The sequence below is a fragment of the Pararhizobium sp. genome, from assembly GCF_965279435.1.
In the GTDB taxonomy this organism is placed as follows: Bacteria; Pseudomonadota; Alphaproteobacteria; order Rhizobiales; family Rhizobiaceae; genus Pararhizobium.
Map to the genome: position 1 here is coordinate 521,657 of NZ_CBDIHY010000002.1, position 17,192 is coordinate 538,848.

Here is a 17,192-nt window from a genome sequence, read left to right on the forward strand (position 1 = left end):
CGGGCCTGCGTTGCACCGCTGCCCGGCGGTCGTTTGATTGCTCACAACACTTCAAGACTGAAATGACAGCAATTCCATCCGACCAGCGGCTGATGCCTGCACCAAAGAGCCGCAACTTCATCCTGTTTTCCATTGCCCAATGTGTCAGCTTTTCCGGCGACTGGATGCAGAAGGCTGCGGTCGGGTGGCTGGTCTGGGAGGTGACGCATTCACCGGCCTGGGTGGGAGCCGTCGCGCTGTCCGATCTGATCGCCGCCTTCTGGGTCGCGCCGCTTGCCGGCACCGTCACCGATCGCAGCAATCCCTATAAGCTCATCTGGCTCACCCAGGTTCTTGCCATGGCAAATTCCTGCCTGATCTGGCTGCTGGTTGTCCTGAATGTCGTTTCGCCCTGGCTGCTGCTTGCCTGGGCGGTGATCGATTCGACGCTGCAGGGTTTCAATCAACCGGCGCGGATGATGGTAACAGGCGCACTTGCACCTCCCGGCCGCGTATCCCAGGCGATCGCCGCCAACTCGATCGCAGCCAACATTGCCCGCAGCATCGGTCCGATGATCGGCGGCCTCATTATGGTGCATTATGGTGTGAGCGATGTGTTTCTCGTTAACGCCGTCTCCTTCATCGCCATCATGGCGGTGCTTGTCCAGGTTCGCCCGTGGATCGACCGGCCGGGGCTTGCGGTGCGCTCCGTGCACTTCACGGCCGATATCGTCTCAGGCTTCAAATACATTTTACGCGCGCCGCAGATCGCCATGCTGTTTGCGCTGACACTGTCGTTTTCCGTACTGGCACGGCCATTCACCGAACTGTTTCCAGCCCTGGCGGGTGGAACGTTTGCAGGTGGTCCCGATACGCTTGGTTTGCTGATGGCGGCGCAAGGTGTCGGGGCTTTGTTTGGTGCCGCCTGGATGTTGAAGAAGCGCGCGCCCCTGACGCTGGTCCGCGTCACATTTGCCGCTGCTGCCGGTATCGCCGTTTCGCTCATGCTCTTTTCAACCACCGGCACGTTCGTTTTCGCGCTGCCCCTGATCGCTCTTGCAGGGCTCTTTCATGTTGTGTGCAACATCGGCATGCAAACCATGGCGCAGACGATGAGCGAACCGGCCATGCACGGCCGCGTGCTGGCGCTCTATACGCTGGTTTTCCGCGCCGGCCCCGCGATGGGGGCGTTTCTGATCGGTTTTGCCGCACATTGGTTCGATCTGCAGGTTCTGATCGGACTTGCCGCAGGGACGTTCCTGGTTGGCATTATCGGCACACTTCCTGCAGTTCGGCGAATCTATTTTTCCGGACGCTTGCCCACCACCGCGCACGAGGCTAACTCATGACAATGCTCAATGCAGTTGAAAGTGTAGAGGTTGAGGCCTCGTCCAGCCGTTCGCGGCTTGTGGCTTTTGTCGTTGCGGTTTCTTTCTTCATGCAGATGCTGGATGCCACGATCGTCGTCACCTCACTGCCGCAGATGGCGCAGTCCTTTGGCGTGCAGCCGGTGGCTATGAGCATCGGATTGACGGTCTACATGCTGACGATGGCGGCTTTCATTCCGCTTTCCGGCTGGCTGGGAAACCGGTACGGCGCCCGCAATGTCTTCATGGCGGCAATTGCGATCTTCGTGATCGCGTCGCTGTTCTGCGGCCTGTCCACTACGCTCGCTGAGTTCATTGCCGCTCGCGCGGTCCAGGGGTTCGGCAGCGCGCTGATGAACCCGATCGGACGCATGATCGTGCTGCGGAATGCGCCGAAACGCGACCTCGTCAACGCCGTCGCCTTGATCACCTGGCCGGCCCTGATCGCGCCCGTCATCGGGCCGGCGCTTGGCAGCGTCATCACCACCTATGCCAGCTGGCACTGGAACTTTTTCATCAACATCCCGATCGGTATTGTCGGTCTTGCCCTTGTCTGGCATTTCGTGCCGCAGCAAAGGGAGGAAGATACAGGCAGGCTGGATATCACCGGCTTCGTGCTGTCCGCACTCGGTCTCACCCTGTTGCTGGCCGGGTTGGAAAGTTTCGTTCATGGAACGGTGTCGGCCTATCAGGTCATGGGCCTGCTTGCCGTGGGATTTGCGCTTTCCGCCTGGGCTATCCGCCACTTTCGCAGAACCGCCAATCCGCTACTGGATCTTTCACCTTTCGCCATCCCGACCTTTGCCCTTTCCACCCTGTCTGCCGGCACCGCGTCGCGGCTTGCGATCAACGCCATGCCGTTCCTGATCCCGCTGCTTTTCCAGGTCGGCTTTGGCCTCGATGCGATCGCGACCGGGACTTATATCCTCGTTTATTTTGCCGGAAACCTGGCGATGAAGTCCGTCACGACACCGCTTCTACGCCGGTTCGGCTTCCGGACGATCCTCGTCTTCAATGGCATGATTGCCTCGGCTTCCATCGCAGCCTGTGCGCTTCTGTCTCCAGCCACACCGGATTTGGCAATCTACGCGATCCTGTTCATTGCAGGACTATCCCGATCCATGCAGTTTACAGCATTGAACACGCTGGGTTTCGCCGACATTACACCGGCTCAACGCAGCTCGGCCTCGACACTGTCAAGCATGCTGCAACAATTCGCCATGGTCCTGGGTGTTGCCGTCGCCGCTGCGGTTCTCAGTACGTCACAATATCTGCGCAGCGCCACAGTCCTGACGCTCGCTGATTTCCAATGGCCGTTCATCCTGATCGGCACAATTGGAATGCTGGCGTCGTTCAGATTTTTGGCGCTGCAACAGAATGCCGGTGCAGAAGTGTCGGGGCATTTGCAGAAATGAGGGCAAACCGTTGCCCTGCCATTCCTTGACTGGGCTTGTCTGATCTCACAGGCGAACCGCGTCGCATGCCCGCTCTGGCCATCGCTGCTGGCATTGAAACCAGATTGTTGCCGAAATGAATATGCACTTCGCCAAGTCGATGCCCTTCAGACTTCGACTTGGCGATGTATTCTCCTGTGAATTCATCAATCACATCAGTGCAAACACGAGGTGTCGTTAGCGACGCCGCCTGCCTTTTCAAAAAACGTGATGATTTTTAGACGAAGAAGAAATCGGACGATTTCAGTTCCCGGATGGTGGTGTCTTCGAAGACCAGGACCGAACCGCCGAAATCGATGCGGACGTCTTCACCGCCGTTGATCGTCGTTGCGAGCTTCATCATGTCGGAAAAGTTCGAAACGCCGAGGAGCTTGGATAGTTCAACTCTGTCGGTACCGGCGCGGAAGTCTTCGATTTCGGTCCTGCCCGCCGAAAAAACGAAGGTATCGGAGCCGCTGCCGCCTTCCAGTTCGTTACGGCCAGAACCGCCATCGAGCCGGTCATTTCCAGAGCCGCCTTCCAAGTCGTCATGACCGCTGCCGCCGTAAAGCGCGTCATTGCCGCTATTGCCTTCGAGCTCGTCGTTTCCCCCATGGCCATAGATCGTGTCATTGCCGCCACCACCCTTGAGCGTGTCGTTGCCAGCCGTGCCGATCAGCGTGTCGTCCTTGGGCGTCGGCACGGTTTCAGTGTCGGGCTTGAGGCCGAAGTGCTCGGCTTTCAGGGATTTCACATCGACGTCTTCGAGAGTGAGCGTATTGCCGTTGGCGAACGTGAAGAGAACGTCATCGCCGTCATCGACGACTTTTGCCTTGCTGAGCAACTCCGAAAACGAACCTATGCCGAGAGACTTGTCGAGGCTGATGATGTCGTCGCGACCGTTGAAATCACTGATCTCGTCACGGCCGGAACTATAAACGAAGACATCCTTGCCACTGCCGCCTTCCATCTCATCGTTTCCGGAGCCGCCGATCAGCGTGTCGTTGCCTTTTCCGCCTTCGAGATCATCGTGACCGCTGCCGCCATCGATGTGATCGTTGCCATCGCCACCTTCAATATCGTCATTGCCGCCATAGCCATTGAGCCTGTCATTGCCGGCGTTGCCGTACATGCCGTCGGAATGGCCTGAACCCTTCAAAAGATCGGCGGCCTTGGTGCCCTTCAATCGTGCCATGTGCGTCACTCCTTCCTTGCTGCGAAGGCGGGCACACTGCATGTATCCGCCGATGACGGGCACCATGATCGAGCCGGCCTTTCAGCAATCTGACAACGATCGTCAGCCAATTGTCAGTTTGGCGGATGTATGAGACGTCATGTTTACGCAAAACCGCTCTCACAGCCTGATTATCTGTTTTCTGGCTGCGGCTTTTGTCCTCCTGCCCGTCAGCGCTTCAGGGGATCCGGCGTTGAACCTGGACGCCGCCGACGACGCGCGCGAGCAGTATGAGGCGCGCGAAGCGCTCAAGCAGGGTAAGATCCGTCCACTCGAAGAGATTGTTTCGGCCGTTCGGGAAAAGATCGCCGGTGATATCATCGAAATCGAATTTGAAGTTGAAGACGGCCGGTATATCTATGAGATTGAGATCATCCAGCCTTCGGGACAGATTGTCGAAATCGAAGTGGATGCCTTGACCAAGGAAATCATCGGGAATGAGGAAGACTAGTGCGTCTGCTGGTCGTTGAGGATGACGCCAGGATTGCGGAGGACATTCGCTCCGTCCTCTGTTCGTCTGGCTATGCCGTGGAGCTCGCCCATGACGGCGAAAGCGCCTGGTTCAAGGGCGACACCGAAGATTACAGCCTCGTCGTGCTCGACCTCGGCCTGCCGCGCATGGATGGCATCACCGTTCTCAAGCAATGGCGCAGCAACAGCCGCCATATGCCGGTGCTTGTGCTGACGGCGCGTGGAAGTTGGGCGGAGCGTGTCGAAGGCATCGACGCCGGGGCGGACGACTATCTTCCCAAGCCCTTTCAATTCGAAGAACTGCTGGCGCGGGTCAGAGCGCTCATCCGTCGTTCCGTCGGTCACGGCGCTGCGACCATCGATGTTGGCACCATAAGCATCGATACGCGCAGCATGCGCGTAAGCGTTGGAGGCATGCCGTTATCGCTGACAGCCTTCGAGTACCGCCTGGTCAGCTATCTCGCCCATCATCGCGACCGCGTGGTGCCGGCGAGCGAACTGCTGGACCATGTCTATGGCGACGACTTTTCTCGTGAGGCAAATGCGCTTGAAGCGTTGATCACCCGTCTTCGGAAAAAACTGGGCGCCTCCGCCATCGCAACACGCAGAGGCTTCGGCTATCTGATTGGTGAAGAACGCGCATGACCCGGCGCTCGCTGCGTTTACGGCTGGCGCTAGCAGGAGCCGCCTCGGTCGGTCTGGCGCTCCTGCTTGCCTTCTTCGGCCTGTCGTTCCTGTTTGAACGTCATGTCGAAAGACGCATCTCCAACGAGCTTGCCATCCATCTCGATCAGGTGATTGCAGGTTTGTGGCGGGGTGTTGGCGGCCGAATTGATGTCGTCCGCCAGCCTGCCGACCCCCGGTTCGAAAAACCGTTTTCCGGCCTTTACTGGCAGATCGAGGCGCAAGGCGAGCAGCGATTTTCCCGGTCGCTTTGGGATACGCCGCTGACAATTCCGGGACAGAATAATGCGGCCGTGCACGAGATTGGCGTGAAGGGTCCCGGCGACGCCGAACTGATCGCTCTGTCGCGCAATGTCGTCACGAATGCGCGGCTCGGCAGTGTTGCCGTTTTGGCAACAGTTGCCATCGATCGTTCGATCATCGACCAGGCAACACAGGCATTCCGGAAAGACCTGCTTCCCTATCTGGCCCTTCTGGCCCTTTTGCTTTTCGCCGCCAGCCTCGCCCAGATTATCGTCGGGACAAAGCCCCTCGACGAATTGCGCCGGCGCATTGCGCTGATCAGGAGCGGAGATGCTGACAGGCTGGGAAATGGGTTTCCCGATGAGGTGCAGCCGTTGACCGCAGAAGTCGATGGGCTGCTGCACTATCGCGAGGAGCAATTGCTGCGTGCCCGGGAACGGGCAGCAGAACTTGCCCATGGCTTCAAAACCCCTCTCCAGGTCCTTGCGGGTGATGTGGAGCGGCTGAAGGCCTTGGGACAAACGGATATGGCGCGCGACATCGACGCTGTAATCACGTCCATGCGGCGGCTTGTGGACCATGAAATGGCGCGGGCGCGGATTGCCGACAGCAGTCATTACGCCAGTTCCAATCTGGCCAAGGTGATCGACAGTGTCATCGCGGTTGTCCAGCGTACGCCCACCGGGCAGAGCATCGAGTGGATTATAGAGGTTCCCGCAGGCGTGAAGGTGCGGATCGACCCGGACGATCTGGCTGAACTCATCGGCAATATCTCCGAAAACGCCGCCCGTTACGGCAACGAAGAAGTCTCTGTTCGGGCGAAACCGAACGGGGCGATGGTAGAAATTGAAATCCGCGACGATGGTCCGGGAATTCCGGAGACACACCTGCCTCATGTACTGCGGCGGGGCGGCCGTCTGGATACCACAAGCGGGGGTGCTGGCTTGGGACTTTCGATGAGCGAAAACATCGTGCAAGCGGCCGGAGGCACAATCGCGCTTGAGAACGCCCGGCCGGGGCTCATGGTCTCCATCCGGTTGCCCCGCATAGCTTGAGCGCCAAATCCGGCATCTTATTCTCGACGTCAAAAATAGTCATTGCCGCGTGCACTTACAGTGTCCATCAATCAGGCTTGAAAAGAATGAACACGTGTGCAATATGAACACGTGTTCAAAATATACCATATGGCCGGAATTCATGGAATCAATGCCCTATCCAGACACCTTGGCAGCGCGTGCCGACCTATGCCGCGACGTAATTCGCTCCGCCGGAGCGCTTGTTCTGAAAGGCTTTCACGGCGAGACGACGCGCAGCTATTCGATGAAGGGCCCCCAGGATTTCCTGACGGTGACGGATGCCGCCTCGGAAGCGCATATTCGAGGTTTGATTTCGACACATTTTCCCGGTGACAGCTTTTTCGGGGAAGAAGGCGGTGGCGACATTGACGAGCGAGTCTGGGTGGTTGATCCCGTCGATGGAACAGCCAATTTCGCCCGCGGTATTCCGCATTTTTGCATTTCCATCGCCTATGTCGAAAATGGGCGCACCGAAATTGCCGCGATCTACAATCCGGCTGTTGACGAACTCCATTTCGCCCGCCGTGGCGAAGGGGCGACGCGCAACGGATTGCCAATCAAAGTCGCAGAAACGCAGCGCTTCGACGCGGCCTCGATCGAAATGGGATGGTCGACCCGCGTGCCGAATTCCACTTATCTCGATGTTGTCAGAAATCTGCTCGATATGGGCACCAATGTCCGCCGCGCGGGGTCCGGGGCTTTGGCACTCGCCTATGTCGCCGATAGCCGGTCGGATGGTTATATCGAATTGCACATGAATTCCTGGGATTGCCTCGCGGGCCTGCTGCTCGTCAGCGAAGCCGGCGGTGACGTCTGCCCATTCCTGGATCTCGGCAGCCTGAAAGACGGCGGGCCGGTGCTTGCAGCCGCCAAAGGCGTCGCGCAGGGTGTCAGCAAGGCATCGAATATCCCGCTGGCCGTAGCGCACGTGCAGGATCAGCGGCAGGCAACATTGGCTTAATTCTAAAGGCGAGCCAGAAAAGAACGCGCCGCGTGCGTGCGAAGGAATGAAAATGGATGGACCTGTCTATACCCGGCCCGCAATCAGCCTGATTGGCGAAGGCCTCGGCCCGCATGGCGCAGCTCTCTATATCGGTGGCAGCGATGGCGCCCGCGATCTCGACCTCCTGCGCCGGCACGGCATCACCACGGTGGTCAACTGCGCCGTCAATCTCGACATCAACTTTGTACCGGCGGCAGCAGGCGAAGGCGACCTGCGTCCTGCAGGCTATGGCGATGTGCGCTACTACAAGCTCGGCCTGATCGACGGAGAGGGCAGCCCGGACACGATGATGCTCGGCGCCTACTACATTCTCGACGGCGCCCTGCGGCAGACGATGCCGAAGCGGGAAACCTACCCTTTTCCGGACGGTGGCAACGTGCTCGTCAATTGCCGCAGCGGTCGTAGCCGCTCGGTCTCGCTGGTCGCACTGTTCCTGCACAAGCAGCAACCGCACCTCTATCCCACTTTGGACGATGCAGTTGCCGTGATCCGAGAGAAACGGGAATTGCGGCCGGATGAATGGTTCGAAACACCAAAACCGATGCTCTATGCCGCCGCCCGCCGCGCCTCCGAATGGATTGACCTTATCGAAGGCAGGAAGCAGCCGCCATCATGCTGACACGCAGTCTTCCGTCGGTCGCTGTCATCGCCGACGCTCATTTCCATGATACGGCGGCGGATTTCGGTTTTCCCCGCATCGAGATCGATGGCCAGCAGATCACCATGCGCAGCTGGTCGGATACGCGCCAATCCACCCGCGTCTTTAACGAAAGTGCCGATGCGCTGCATGCGGCGCTCGACGAAGTGCAGCGCCGCAGCATCCGCCATGTAGTGCTGCTCGGTGACTATACCGACGATGGACAGCGCACCACCACCGAAACGCTCAAAGGTATTCTGCAACTCCACAGCGATACCTATGGCACCGCCTTCTACGCGCTGCCTGGCAATCACGACATCTTCGGTCCACGCGGCCGGCACCACACCAAGGAGTTTCTGACGGAAAACGGCAGGGGCCTTTCCGTCTCCAGCGATGCGCGCCTGGCAGGCGAGCATGCCGTCTTTAACGACGGCATGTATTGCGAAGGTTATCCGGCCGGGCTTAGCCCCATGGCTGCGTTCGGCTATTTCCGCCGTCCGGACTATCTGCACTGGGAAACGCCGTTTGGCGGTTCCGATGCACCGCAAGATCGTCTCTACGATGTCCGCTCGCCGGGCGGCAGCAATGTCTACCAACTGATGGATGCGTCCTATCTCGTCGAACCGGAGCCCGGCCTCTGGCTTTTGATGATCGACGCCAACATCTTCGAACCACTCGATGGTCTCTTCGAGACCGGAGAAGAAGCGGCCTTCACCGACAGCACGTCGGGCGGCTGGAATGCACTTTTGCGCAGCAAGCCTTTCATCATGGACTGGATTGCCGATGTCAGCCGCAGGGCGCAGGCTCTTGGCAAGACACTGCTTGCCTTCTCCCACTATCCGGCGCTCGACCCTTTTGACGGCGCGACCGGCGCTGAAAGCACACTGTTCGGGCAAACCAATGTCGTGCGCCGCACACCGCGCAAGGCGGTCGAGGATGCGCTGGTGCAGGCAGGGCTTTCCGTTCATTTCAGCGGGCATCTGCATGTCGAAGGTGTTACGCGGCGAGCCGTCGGAGACCGCTCGCTCACCAATATCGCCGTGCCGTCGCTCGTCGCCTTTCCCCCCGCGTTCAAGGTCGTTCATCCGTCGCTTGAGGCGATCGCCATCGAAACCGTGGAAATGTCGGCCTTGCCAGTCAACGGCCGTATTGGCGCGGGCTATGCGCAGGAAACCACACTTCTCCGGGAAGATCCGGACCCGGCGTTCACGGCAGACAACTACGGCGCCTTCCTGCGTAGCCATAAGCGCGCGCTGGTGCGGCATCGCTATTTCGTGAAGGAATGGCCGCCCGGCATCGTTGCGGCGATCCAGGATCAACGGGTAGCGGATGTTATCGGCTTGCTCGACAGCAAAAACTGGCAGCCATCCGGCGACACACTATCGGCCGCTCTACCACTGTCGGAGCTGATCGCCGACTGGTACTGTCTGCGTCAGGGGGCAGCATTGGCACTGCCGCATATCGAGGCTGAAAGGCTCCTCCTCTACCGGGCACTGGCGAAGCGTTTCGGACGCGAACCGGACAACCACGACGGCTCCCTTGTTAGCTTCCTTCGCATTTTCCTCGGTGCGCTCGGCACTTTTCTCGACCGCGCCGAAAACGGAGCGCGAAGTGTAACGATCGAGCTTTCTCCGCGGCACGAGTTGCTGGCGGTATGATCGCGGACCTTCTCCCGGCAGGCGCAATTGCCCATGAGCCGCAGGTCAGCGGCGGCCTGATGACAAGCGAGGTGATCTGATGGAATCGCTCATTATCAGCATCAATCTGTTCGGCGCCGTCGCGCTGCTGCTGTTTGGGTTGGGTCAGATCAAAGACGGCATGACACGCGCCTTTGGCGCTAAGCTGCGTATCGGTCTTGCAGCCGGTACCCGTGGCGGGTTCCGCTCGTTCATCGCCGGCTTCGTCGCAACGGTCGCCTTGCAGAGTTCCACGGCAACAGCCCTGATGGTGGCTTCGTTCGTCGAGAAGGATCTGATCGTGCCGGCGATGGCGCAGATTGTGCTGCTTGGTGCCAATGTCGGCACCGCAACGACGGCATGGATTGTTGCCCTTGGCCTCGGCTGGCTTTCGCCGATGCTGATCCTTGCTGGCGTCATTCTCTCGCGCACCCAGTCGGCACCGCGGCAGGGGGCGGGTGCGGCCCTTGTCGGTGTCGGCCTGATGCTGCTTTCGCTGCACCTGCTTTCTGCCGCGACTGATCCGATACGCCAATCCCCGGCACTCAGCCTGTTCATCACCATGCTCGGCAATGCCTGGCCAGTCGCGCTGATCTTCTCGGCTGCTCTGGCTGTCCTCGCATCCTCGAGCCTTGCCATCGTCGTTCTCATCCTGTCGTTGGCGGCAAATGGCAGCATCGATACCAGTCTGGTCATCGTGCTGGTTCTCGGCGCCAACCTTGGAGGCGCCATCCCGCCTGTGCTGGCAACATTGAAAGCGCCGGCCGCTGCCCGTCGCGTCACCCTCGGCAACCTCATCGTGCGGGCCATCGGCTGCACTGCGGCCCTTCCGCTTGCCGGTTACGGGGCAGAGTTGCTCGAGATGTCGCCTTTCTCGCACACCAATTTCGCTGTTGATGCGCATCTGCTTTTCAATCTCGCCGTTGCCATCATAGCCTGGCCGCTATCGCCGCTCCTCTTGCGCGCAACCACAGCCCTTCTTCCGGAACTGAAGCAAAGCGAAGCTGACCGCAGCTATCTCGACAGCCACGACCTTAACCGGCCGGTCGCAGCGCTCGCCGGAGCAAGCCGCGAGGCCATGCTGGTTGGCGACCTGATCGAACGAATGCTGCTTCAGGCGCATGAGGCCATGCAGTATAACGACGTGTCCAAGCTCGCCGATATCAGCGCGCTGGAAGGACGGGTCGACCGCATCCAGCATGGGATCAAGGTCTATGTCTCGAAGGTTGGCCAGGATGGGTTGAGCGGCAAGGATCATCGCCGCGCCATGGATATCGTCGAATACGCCATCAATCTTGAGCATATCGGCGATATCATCGAGAAGGGCATTCGCCCGGAAATTGCCAAGAAGATCAATCTCGGCCTGCAATTTTCCGACGACGGAAAAACGGAGCTTGAGCACCTTTTCACCATCACGCTCGACAATATCCGCATGGCGCAAACGGTTTTCGCGACCCAGAATGCCGACCTTGCCCGCCGGCTTGTCGAAGTGAAGGAAGACGTGCGCCGGCTGGAAAAGCAATCCGCCGAGCGGCACCTGCAGCGTCTTCGCGACGGCAGGGCCGACAGCATTCAGACGAGTTCCGTGCATCTCGACATGCTGCGCGACCTGAAGCGGATCAACGCCCATATCGCTTCCGTCGCCCATCCGATCCTCGACCAGAGCGGCCTTCTCAGCGAAAGCCGGATCAAGCAGGCGATCTAACGGGCAGTGATGCGTTCGACCAAGGTAACGGGTACGATTTGAAGCCGGGTTTCCGGATCGTCGCTTGCCAGCGCCGTCAGGACTTTCTCGGTCAACGCATCGAAAGACTGTCCGACAGTTGTCAGCTGATAGCTTTTCCAGCCGGCCTGGGGGATGTCGTCAAAGCCGACGATCGACAGATCTTCCGGCACGCGGCGACCCATCTCCAGCCGGGCAGCGTCCATAAACCCCAGCGCCAGCAAATCAGTGACGCAGAATGCGCCATCAATTGTCTTGTCGCCCAACAGCTCGCACCCTGCCTGATACCCACTTTCATAGGCTGTCGGGCCATCGGACCAGGAAACGACGTCGACACCTTCGATGGCCATGCGCTGGCTGAAGGCGCTGGCGCGCCGCATCTGTGCCGGGGTTTTGCTGCCGCTGGATACCACCGCAACTTTTCGGCACTTTGCCTCGATCAGCCGCATAGCGGCGAGATCGGCACCATGGGAATCGTCGCTCAGCACCATGTTTGTGTCCGTGCGATCAAGCTTCTGATTGATCAGGATGAGCCTGACGCCATTGGCCATGCACTCATCGATAATCGATGCCGGTGGCTCGCCGGAAAGGACGACGATTGCCTGCGCGCGGAACTCGAACAAAAGCTCGATGAGCGGCGCGATATCCTTGCGGGCGTCGGCTGCATTCAGCAAAAGGCATTGCAGCCCGCGCCGCAGCAGGCCGATGCTCAGGAGGTCAAGCTGCTTGGAGATGAACGGAGACGCGAGATTTGCACCGACAACGCCGATCAGGTTCGAACGATCATTGTTGAGCCCCTGCGCCAGGCGATTGACGCGGTAGCCAAGGTCCTGGGCGGCTTTGATCACCTTGCGCCGGACCGCTTTCGACACGCTACCACCGGGGGTGAATGTGCGCGAAACGGCCGAACGCGAAACCCCCGCCTTCTTGGCCACCTCTTCGGCCGTTACGAAGCCTCTTCCCATTCACGTCCCCGATACAAATCAAGTGTCTGATATTACAGGCCACATTGCACCGGTTTTTCCAACCTAAAAATTTGTACCGCTATCCAGCGGAAGCAACGAGAAATCCCCACTCCGCTTACTTCAAACAGGTGTGTTCCCTCCGGCGATTTTGCCAGGATCTGGAAGACAAGGCACGCGTTCGCAGAGTGCGTCGAATATTGTGCGCTGCGCGCAAAAAATATATAATGAAATCAATTAGATAAGTTAATGACCGCGTGTGCATTTTTTCGTTGACAAAACGTCCTCGTCGATAGATCATGCATTCCACGGTGATCCATAAAACGGAATGTTCATTCCATTTTTTTGAAGCTAGCGATGCCTCTGGGAGGAGCTGCATCATCGCCGTTAAGCAGGCCGGGAGGCCTGATGCTGGAGGATTGAAGCCATTGCCCGCGCCCGTGCGCATCGTGCCGACCCGCCAAGGGATAGCGCGACGCGTTCGAAGACATCTGCCGGAGTGCAGGGGCAATGCTGTGGTTACGGGGAAATATAATGGCACTTCTGACTGAAACGACGAAGGTGGAGGCTCTGGTTCGAAAGCCGGTAGCCGCGCCTTCGGCATGGCAGGCCTGGCGATACCGCTTCAAGGTTGCGCTGCGGGAACCTACGACGCTGATTGGCGTCCTGACGGCCCTGATCTTTACCTACCTGATCGTTGTTCCGATCATCTCGATCGTTCTCGACGCCGTGCGCGTGCAGTTTGGGCACGAGCGGCGTCTGAGCAAGGACGTCGGCGATCTTACGCTCTACTACATCGATCGGGCATTTTTCTCGCCAGTCGCCACCGACCTCTTCTGGCGCCCGCTGTTTAACACCCTCACCGTCGCACTCGGCGCCATCTCATTGTCGCTGGTGATCGGCACCGTGCTTGCCTGGCTGATCAGCCGGACGGACATGTTCGGCCGCCGCTGGTTTGCGACAGCTCTGATCGTGCCCTACATGCTGCCCGCCTGGACGTTTGCGCTGGCCTGGACGACGCTGTTCAAAAACCGCACGATTGGCGGCCAACCCGGCTGGTTCGAAGCCATTGGCCTGACGCCACCGGATTGGGTCGCCTATGGCCGCTTTCCGATCACGATCATTCTGGCGCTTCACTACACGCCCTTCGTCATCCTGCTGTTCGGCTCGGCGCTTCGCCGCTTCGATTCACAGCTGGAAGATTCCGCCCGAATCCTCGGCGCTCACCGCTACCAGGTTGCCATCCAGATCATCTTGCCACTGATGCGCCCGGCGCTGATGTCTTCGATGGTGCTGATTTTCGCAAAGTGCCTGGGCGAATTCGGCGTTCCCTACGTGCTCGGTCTCCCAGTCAAGTTCGAGGTTCTCTCGACTTCGCTGTTCCGCAGCATTGCGTCCCGACAGACCGGCGTTGCCGGGGTCGTCGCCGCCTCGATCATGCTGATCGGTATCATCACGCTGATGATCGACGCACGCTTGGTCCGGGAAGCGCGCCGCTTCGTGACCATTGGCTCGAAGGGATCAATGAACCGGCAGAGCCGCCTCGGCAAGATGCGCCTTCCGGCGACCGGTTTTGCGGCGACGATCTTCATCCTCAGCGTCGCCATGCCTCTGCTGACGCTTGCTCTCTCGACCGTCATGAAAATGCCGGCCAAGTTCACGCTTGACAATTTCACGCTCGACTACTGGATCGGCACCGACCTTCATACGGTGGCATTGCAGACGGGTATCCTGCTCAGCCCCGAGCTCTGGGCTGCGGCCAAGAACACGATGATGATCGTCGGCCTTGCCTCGCTGGTCTCAGGCATTCTCGGTCTGCTCGTCGGCTATGTCGTCATCCGCACGCCGGTCCGCGCCTTGTCGGTCTATCTGCGCCAGGTAACCTTCCTGCCCTATCTGGTTCCCGGGATTGCCTTTGCAGCCGCCTATCTTTCGCTGTTTGCGGTTCCGCGCGGCCCGATGCCAGCTCTCTATGGCACCGTGACCATCCTTATTCTGGCGCTTATTGCCGACCAGATGCCCTACGCCTCGCGCGCCGGCATCTCGGCCATGACCCAGCTCGGCAAGGATCCGGAAGAGGCAGCCCAGATCGCTGGAGCCGGCTGGTTCCGCCGCATGATCCTGATCGTCATCCCGATCCAGAAGGGATCGCTGGTGACGGGCGTGCTGCTGCCGTTCATCTCGGGCATCAAGGGGCTCAGCCTCTTTGTGATCCTGGCTGTGCCGAGCACCGACGTGCTGACCACCTATTCCCTGCGACTGGTCGATTACCACTACACGCAGGCCGCCAATGCCGTGGTGCTGATCATCGCCGCCATCGCCTATTTCGGCACGCTGTTGGCCCAGAAGCTGACCCGCACAAATCTTGCAGAAGGACTTGGAAGCTGATGCCTACCATCAACCTGCGCGGAGCGCAGAAGAACTACGGTGTAAATTCCGCCAACGCGGTTTCCGATCTCGACCTCGAAATTCGCGATGGCGAGTTCATGTGCCTGCTGGGTCCATCCGGCTGCGGCAAGACCACGACGCTGCGGATGATTGCCGGCCTCGAGAACCTTTCGGGCGGCGAAATCCGGGTCGGAGACAGGATCATCGACTCCGTCGCGGATGGCATCTTCGTCCCGCCGGAAAAACGCGAGATGGGCCTTGTCTTCCAGAGCTATGCCCTGTGGCCGCACCTGACGATCGAGCGCAACACCGATTTCGGTCTGCGACTGCGCAAGCTGCCGAAGGCCGAACGCGAGGCGCGCGTCGAGCGCGTCATGCAGACGCTCGATATAGCCAAGTACCGTGACCGCTATCCGTCACAGCTTTCGGGCGGGCAGCAGCAGCGCGTCGCGCTTGCCCGCATGCTAGCCGTCAATCCCGGTGTGCTTTTGCTCGACGAGCCGCTGTCCAATCTCGACGCCCGCCTGCGTCTCGAAATGCGTGCCGAGTTGAAACGCCTGCACAAGGAATTCAAGACGACGATCGTCTTCGTCACTCACGATCAGTGGGAAGCCATGACGCTGGCAACGACGATTGCCGTCATGAACGAGGGCACGCTGCAGCAGATGGGCACGCCCAACGATATCTACGACCGCCCGGCCAACCGTTTCGTCGCTGAATTCGTCGGCAGTCCGCCGATCAACATCCTGACGTTTGGCAAGCCCGGGGTCTCCGATGTCGCCGACAAGGCGGAAGCCTATTTCGCGGCCCGCTATCCGCAGCTGCGCGGCATCGGCTCCATCGGCATGCGGCCAGAAGCCATGGGTTATGCAACCAAGCTGGAGGACGTGCCGCAGGGCAGCTTCTCCGGCGAAATGACGGTGACCGGTGTGCTGCCGACGGGAGGCAGCTGGATTCTCGAATTGAGGAGCGAGAACCACACGCTGTTCCTCACCACCCATGCTCTGCCGCGCGTCGATAGCGGAGATCGCGTCTTTTTCCATGTCCCGGCCGAGGCCCTGCATGCGTTCAATGCTGACGGTCAGCGGATAACCGAAGCCGACGCGCTGCTGCGGAACAGCACCTACAACTAAGACCACCAGGAAACGAACATATGCTTGCTGAAGGAGGAGCAGTATGAAGCGTAAAATGACAGGCGGCAGGAACACCCTGCTATGTGCAACGGCCATCTTGGCCTTGTTTGGCGGTGCGGCGAAGGCGGAGGAGCCTTTTGACCTCAATGCGCTGATCGAGGCGGCCAAGCTGGAAAAGCCGATCACCGTCTATGACAGCACCGGCAAGATCGTCGAAATGGCGGAGAATTTCGCCAAGAAATATGGCGTCGCTGCCGAAGGGTCGAAGGTCAAGGCATCGGCCCAGCTCGAAATGATCATTCGGGAAGCACGTGCCAACAACATTCAGGGCGATGTCTCGATCATCAGCGATGCGCCAGCCGCGATGGCGCAGCTGATCCCGCAGGGGTTTGCCGAAAGCTGGCTGCCACCGGATCTCGCCAAGAGCATCCCGGCCGAATATCAGGAGCCGCTGACGGTGGTCACCAGTGCCAGTGTCTGGGCCTACAATACCGAGCTGTTCGACAAATGCCCGGTTGCCAACATCTGGGAGCTGACCGAGCCGAAGTGGAAGGGCAAGGTCGCCATGCAGGACCCGCTCGGCAAGGCATCCTATGTCGACTGGTTCAACCAGATGGCCAAACATGGCGACGATAAGGTCGCTGGCGCCTACAAGGACCTCTACGGCAAGGACCTCCCGGCCGGAGAGACGAGCGCCACGGCCGCATGGGTCAAGGCACTCGCCGCCAACGCACCGCTTCTGACCGATGCGGACGCCGCAGCAGCCGAAGCCGTCGGTGTCCCCGGTCAAAAAGAGCCCTTCATGGGGCTGATCAGTTCTGCCAAATTCCGAGACAATGCCGACAAGGGCATGAAGCTCGGCCTCTGCAAGGACCTGAAGCCCTGGCTCGGCTGGCTCTATCCCGGTGTCGGCCTGATCACCAAAGGCACCAACAGCCCGCACGCGGCCAAGCTCTTCATCCACTATGTGATGACCGAAGAGGGCATCGCGCCGCAGGCGATCGACGGCAAGATGTCGACCAATACGGACGTCAAGCCACCGGCCGACGAGCCGTCCGGCATCGGCGCTGCCCTCGATCAGGTCCTGCCCTACAGCATGGCGACCAGTCTCGACGACTGGGATCAGCGCGAGACCTGGCAGGACTTCTGGCGGTTGAACTATCAGAAATAGGCGATGGAGCAG

The 17,192-nt window shown here is 59.6% G+C and carries 14 protein-coding genes; 12 read left to right on the plus strand and 2 right to left on the minus strand.

The features are described from left to right. Window positions 1-62: 62 nt before the first annotated feature. Complete coding sequence (locus ACQY8Q_RS03970; protein WP_428424862.1) at window positions 63-1,328, plus strand: MFS transporter; 1,266 nt, start codon at window positions 63-65, stop codon at window positions 1,326-1,328. Then, on the plus strand, window positions 1,325-2,761 hold the full coding sequence (locus tag ACQY8Q_RS03975) for an MFS transporter (protein WP_428424864.1): 1,437 nt from the start codon (window positions 1,325-1,327) through the stop codon (window positions 2,759-2,761). Before ACQY8Q_RS03970 ends, ACQY8Q_RS03975 begins: the two co-directional genes overlap by 4 nt. Window positions 2,762-3,017: 256 nt before the next feature. Here the strand turns inward: ACQY8Q_RS03975 and ACQY8Q_RS03980 are convergent, their stop codons facing one another. After that, complete coding sequence (locus ACQY8Q_RS03980) at window positions 3,018-3,974, minus strand: calcium-binding protein (RefSeq protein WP_428424866.1); 957 nt, start codon at window positions 3,972-3,974, stop codon at window positions 3,018-3,020. Window positions 3,975-4,113: 139 nt separating this feature from the next. On the opposite strand from ACQY8Q_RS03980, the gene ACQY8Q_RS03985 reads away from it, so the two are divergent. The 7 genes from ACQY8Q_RS03985 to ACQY8Q_RS04015 all read left to right on the plus strand — a co-directional run bounded on the left by ACQY8Q_RS03985 (window position 4,114) and on the right by ACQY8Q_RS04015 (window position 11,508). Further along, complete coding sequence (locus ACQY8Q_RS03985; RefSeq protein ID WP_428424868.1) at window positions 4,114-4,464, plus strand: PepSY domain-containing protein; 351 nt, start codon at window positions 4,114-4,116, stop codon at window positions 4,462-4,464. Continuing rightward, complete coding sequence (locus ACQY8Q_RS03990; protein ID WP_428424870.1) at window positions 4,464-5,129, plus strand: response regulator transcription factor; 666 nt, start codon at window positions 4,464-4,466, stop codon at window positions 5,127-5,129. The genes ACQY8Q_RS03985 and ACQY8Q_RS03990 overlap by 1 nt, the downstream gene beginning before the upstream one ends. Further along, window positions 5,126-6,466 carry a sensor histidine kinase gene (locus ACQY8Q_RS03995; RefSeq protein ID WP_428424872.1) on the plus strand — a complete coding sequence of 447 codons (1,341 nt, stop codon included), beginning with the start codon at window positions 5,126-5,128 and terminating at the stop codon, window positions 6,464-6,466. Before ACQY8Q_RS03990 ends, ACQY8Q_RS03995 begins: the two co-directional genes overlap by 4 nt. 142 nt (window positions 6,467-6,608) lie before the next feature. Continuing rightward, window positions 6,609-7,448: an inositol monophosphatase family protein gene (locus ACQY8Q_RS04000; RefSeq protein ID WP_428424874.1), complete on the plus strand. Its 840-nt coding sequence runs from the start codon at window positions 6,609-6,611 to the stop codon at window positions 7,446-7,448. Between the two features lie 52 nt (window positions 7,449-7,500). Then, window positions 7,501-8,109, plus strand: a complete 609-nt coding sequence (locus ACQY8Q_RS04005) for a dual specificity protein phosphatase family protein (RefSeq protein WP_428424876.1) — start codon at window positions 7,501-7,503, stop codon at window positions 8,107-8,109. Beyond that, the gene (locus tag ACQY8Q_RS04010) at window positions 8,103-9,785 is read left to right on the plus strand and encodes a metallophosphoesterase family protein (protein WP_428424878.1); all 1,683 of its coding nucleotides are present in this window, start codon (window positions 8,103-8,105) and stop codon (window positions 9,783-9,785) included. Before ACQY8Q_RS04005 ends, ACQY8Q_RS04010 begins: the two co-directional genes overlap by 7 nt. Before the next feature lie 79 nt (window positions 9,786-9,864). Then, complete coding sequence (locus ACQY8Q_RS04015) at window positions 9,865-11,508, plus strand: Na/Pi cotransporter family protein (protein ID WP_428424880.1); 1,644 nt, start codon at window positions 9,865-9,867, stop codon at window positions 11,506-11,508. Here ACQY8Q_RS04015 and ACQY8Q_RS04020 read toward each other — a convergent pair. Continuing rightward, a complete protein-coding gene (locus tag ACQY8Q_RS04020) occupies window positions 11,505-12,491 on the minus strand; it encodes a LacI family DNA-binding transcriptional regulator (protein WP_428424882.1) in 987 nt (328 codons plus the stop codon). The genes ACQY8Q_RS04015 and ACQY8Q_RS04020 overlap by 4 nt on opposite strands. Window positions 12,492-13,022: 531 nt before the next feature. Here ACQY8Q_RS04020 and ACQY8Q_RS04025 point away from each other — a divergent pair. The 3 genes from ACQY8Q_RS04025 to ACQY8Q_RS04035 are packed head-to-tail and all read left to right on the plus strand — an operon-like array spanning window position 13,023 to window position 17,180. Continuing rightward, entirely contained in the window at window positions 13,023-14,876 is a 1,854-nt protein-coding gene (locus ACQY8Q_RS04025) for an ABC transporter permease (protein WP_428424885.1), read from the plus strand. Beyond that, window positions 14,876-16,009: an ABC transporter ATP-binding protein gene (locus ACQY8Q_RS04030; protein ID WP_428424887.1), complete on the plus strand. Its 1,134-nt coding sequence runs from the start codon at window positions 14,876-14,878 to the stop codon at window positions 16,007-16,009. Before ACQY8Q_RS04025 ends, ACQY8Q_RS04030 begins: the two co-directional genes overlap by 1 nt. Window positions 16,010-16,052: 43 nt before the next feature. Further along, window positions 16,053-17,180: an ABC transporter substrate-binding protein gene (locus ACQY8Q_RS04035; protein ID WP_428424889.1), complete on the plus strand. Its 1,128-nt coding sequence runs from the start codon at window positions 16,053-16,055 to the stop codon at window positions 17,178-17,180. Window positions 17,181-17,192: the final 12 nt, after the last annotated feature.

Excerpts from the sequence above, each read along its gene's own strand:
- ACQY8Q_RS03970 (WP_428424862.1), top strand. The coding sequence starts at position 63 with ATGACAGCAATTCCATCCGACCAGCGGCTGATGCCTGCACCAAAGAGC.
- ACQY8Q_RS03975 (WP_428424864.1), top strand. The coding sequence starts at position 1,325 with ATGACAATGCTCAATGCAGTTGAAAGTGTAGAGGTTGAGGCCTCGTCC.
- ACQY8Q_RS03980 (WP_428424866.1), bottom strand. The coding sequence starts at position 3,974 with ATGGCACGATTGAAGGGCACCAAGGCCGCCGATCTTTTGAAGGGTTCA.
- ACQY8Q_RS03985 (WP_428424868.1), top strand. The coding sequence starts at position 4,114 with ATGTTTACGCAAAACCGCTCTCACAGCCTGATTATCTGTTTTCTGGCT.
- ACQY8Q_RS03995 (WP_428424872.1), top strand. The coding sequence starts at position 5,126 with ATGACCCGGCGCTCGCTGCGTTTACGGCTGGCGCTAGCAGGAGCCGCC.
- ACQY8Q_RS04000 (WP_428424874.1), top strand. The coding sequence starts at position 6,609 with ATGGAATCAATGCCCTATCCAGACACCTTGGCAGCGCGTGCCGACCTA.
- ACQY8Q_RS04005 (WP_428424876.1), top strand. The coding sequence starts at position 7,501 with ATGGATGGACCTGTCTATACCCGGCCCGCAATCAGCCTGATTGGCGAA.
- ACQY8Q_RS04010 (WP_428424878.1), top strand. The coding sequence starts at position 8,103 with ATGCTGACACGCAGTCTTCCGTCGGTCGCTGTCATCGCCGACGCTCAT.
- ACQY8Q_RS04015 (WP_428424880.1), top strand. The coding sequence starts at position 9,865 with ATGGAATCGCTCATTATCAGCATCAATCTGTTCGGCGCCGTCGCGCTG.
- ACQY8Q_RS04020 (WP_428424882.1), bottom strand. The coding sequence starts at position 12,491 with ATGGGAAGAGGCTTCGTAACGGCCGAAGAGGTGGCCAAGAAGGCGGGG.
- ACQY8Q_RS04025 (WP_428424885.1), top strand. The coding sequence starts at position 13,023 with ATGGCACTTCTGACTGAAACGACGAAGGTGGAGGCTCTGGTTCGAAAG.
- ACQY8Q_RS04030 (WP_428424887.1), top strand. The coding sequence starts at position 14,876 with ATGCCTACCATCAACCTGCGCGGAGCGCAGAAGAACTACGGTGTAAAT.
- ACQY8Q_RS04035 (WP_428424889.1), top strand. The coding sequence starts at position 16,053 with ATGAAGCGTAAAATGACAGGCGGCAGGAACACCCTGCTATGTGCAACG.